Below are 2,692 nucleotides of genomic sequence, written 5' to 3' on the forward strand. Positions count from 1 at the left end.
AACTTCGACGAACCCGCGAAGAACCTGCTCACGCAGGGCATGGTGCTGAACGAAACGTACTATCGTGAAGACGCGGCCGGCAAGAAGACGTGGATCAACCCGGCGGACGTGACCGTGTCGCACGACGACAAAGGCCGCCCCGTCGGCGCCGTGCTGAACGCCGACGGCCAGCCGGTCGTGATCGGCGGCGTGGAGAAGATGTCGAAGTCGAAGAACAACGGTGTTGATCCGCAATCGCTGATCGATGCCTACGGCGCCGACACGGCACGCCTCTTCGTGATGTTCGCGGCCCCTCCGGAGCAATCGCTCGAATGGTCGGGCACGGGCGTCGAAGGCGCAAGCCGCTTCCTGCGTCGCGTCTGGCAACTGGCGCATGGCCGCGCCGACGCGCTCAAGACGCACGGCAAGCTCGATACATCCAAGCTCAACGATTCCGACCGTACACTGCGCCGCGAGATCTACACCATCTTGAAGCAAGCCGACTTCGACTATGGCCGTTTGCAGTACAACACGGTTGTATCGGCGGCGATGAAGATGTTGAACGCGGTGGACGGCGCGAAAGACGCGACGCCGGCCGTGATCAACGAGACCTTCGGCGTGTTGCTGCGCGTGCTGTATCCCGTCGTGCCTCACCTCACGTTCCAGTTGTGGCAGGAACTGGGTTACGCGAACGTGTATGGCAGTCTGCTCGATGCACCCTGGCCGAAAGTGGACGAAGCCGCGCTCGAGCAATCCGAAATCGAGCTCGTGCTGCAGGTGAATGGCAAGGTGCGCGGCTCGATGATCATGGCCAAGGATGCGTCGCGCGAGGACATCGAAAAGGCTGCGGTTGCGCACGAGATGTTCGAAAAATTCTCGGAGGGACGCACGCCGAAGAAGGTTATCGTCGTGCCGGGCCGTCTGGTGAACGTGGTCGTATGAGCCTGAAATCGCGCGCCGCGCAAATTCTGGAGGACGTTGTGAGCAGCAAAGGCTTCAGTTCGACCCACAAAAAGATCAGCCGACGGTCGGTCCTGTCACTCGCGTGTGGCGCGTTGCTGCTGTCCGCGTGCGGTTTTCAGTTGCGCGGTCAGCAGGACTACGCGTTCAAGCGGCTGGCAATCGCGGGCGGTACGCCGGAAATGATTGGACGGCTGCAGCGGGTGGTGGAAGGCGGCAGCGACACAGTGATCGTCAAGGCGTCCGAGAAGCCCGACGCTATCCTCTCGCTGACCGGCGGCACGGGTATGAAGACGTTGAGCCTGAATGCGCAGGGTGTCGTGCAGGAATATGAACTCGACTACAACCTCGGCTACTCGATGGTCGGTGCCGACGGCACGATCCTCATCCCGCCAAGTACGATCGCGCTAAACCGCGCGCTGACATATAGCGACCAGTTCACGTTGGCGAAGGGTACGGAAGCGCAGACGCTGTTCCGCGACATGCAGTTCGACGCCGTCGATCAACTGACGCGCCGGCTCGCCGTCGTGCGGTCGCTGCATCCGTCGCCGAGCGAAGCGTTGCCGGGCATCGCGCCGCGTGCGCCGCTGCCTGTGCCGCCGCTTTAAGCGCGCACGCCGCAAACACTATGCAACTTCGACTCGACGCGCTCGATGCGCACCTCGCCAAAGGGCTGAAAGGCCTGTACGTCGTTTATGGCGACGAGCATCTGCTCGTGCAGGAAGCATCGGACAAGATTCGCGCGTCGGCTCGGGCGCAGGGATTCACGGACCGCTCGGTGTTCGTGGTCGACCGGTATTTCGACTGGAGTTCGCTGCTCGGCGCCAGCCAGTCGATGTCGCTCTTCGGCGACCGCCAACTCGTCGAGTTGCGCATTCCCACCGGCAAGCCCGGCAAGGAAGGCGGCGAGGCGCTGAAAACGCTGGCCGCCGCCGACAACCCCGACGTCCTCACGCTCATCACCTTGCCGCGCCTCGACGCCGCCACGCAGAAGTCCGCGTGGTTCACGGCGCTGAGCGGCCCGGGCGTGGCGATGAAGATCGATCCGGTCGAGCGCGCGCAGTTGCCCATGTGGATCGGGCAGCGGCTGAGCGCGCAGAACCAGCGGGTTGCGCCAGGCGAAGACGGGCGGCGGGCGCTGGTTTTTATCGCCGAACGGGTGGAAGGCAATCTTCTTGCCGCGCATCAGGAAATACAGAAACTCGGGCTTTTGTATCCCACCGGCGTTCTCACGTTCGAACAGATACACGACGCCGTGCTCAACGTCGCGCGCTACGACGTGTTCAAGCTGAACGAAGCCATGCTCACCGGCGATATCGGCCGATTGACGCGCATGCTCGACGGGCTGAAGGGCGAGGGCGAAGCAGGGACGCTCGTGATCTGGGCGCTGGTCGAAGAAGTGCGCACGCTGCTGCGCATGAAACGCGGCGTTGCGGCGGGCAAACCGCTCGCTACGCTGCTGCGCGAAAACCGCGTCTGGGGACCGCGCGAACGGCTGATCGGGCCGGCGCTTTCGCGCGTCAGCGAAGCGGCGCTGGAAAAGGCTTTATCGCTGGCGGCGAAGCTGGATCGGCAAGTCAAAGGCCTGTCAGGCGGAAGTGGTCCGCAAGGCGGGGCCGGTCCCGGCGATCCGCCACCCGATGTGTGGGACGGCATGTTCGAACTCGCGATGACGGTCGCGTCCTCGGGCAGTCCGCTGCAAGGCAATGCGCCGAAACCCGCGCCACCTCGGCGACCTGGCTGACATCGGCTT

General features: G+C 63.7%; 3 protein-coding genes. All 3 read left to right on the forward strand.

From position 1 onward, the window contains the following. On the forward strand, positions 1–921 hold a 921-nt coding region (locus tag ACFFAR_RS30350; protein WP_174365407.1), incomplete at its 5' end, for a class I tRNA ligase family protein. Positions 922–995: 74 nt separating this feature from the next. After that, positions 996–1,547: an LPS assembly lipoprotein LptE gene (gene lptE, locus ACFFAR_RS30355; protein WP_174365409.1), complete on the forward strand. Its 552-nt coding sequence runs from the start codon at positions 996–998 to the stop codon at positions 1,545–1,547. A gap of 20 nt (positions 1,548–1,567) precedes the next feature. Continuing rightward, entirely contained in the window at positions 1,568–2,683 is a 1,116-nt protein-coding gene (holA, locus tag ACFFAR_RS30360) for a DNA polymerase III subunit delta (RefSeq protein ID WP_174365408.1), read from the forward strand. Positions 2,684–2,692: the final 9 nt, after the last annotated feature.

This window comes from uncultured Caballeronia sp. (genome assembly GCF_964243625.1).
In the GTDB taxonomy this organism is placed as follows: Bacteria; Pseudomonadota; Gammaproteobacteria; order Burkholderiales; family Burkholderiaceae; genus Caballeronia.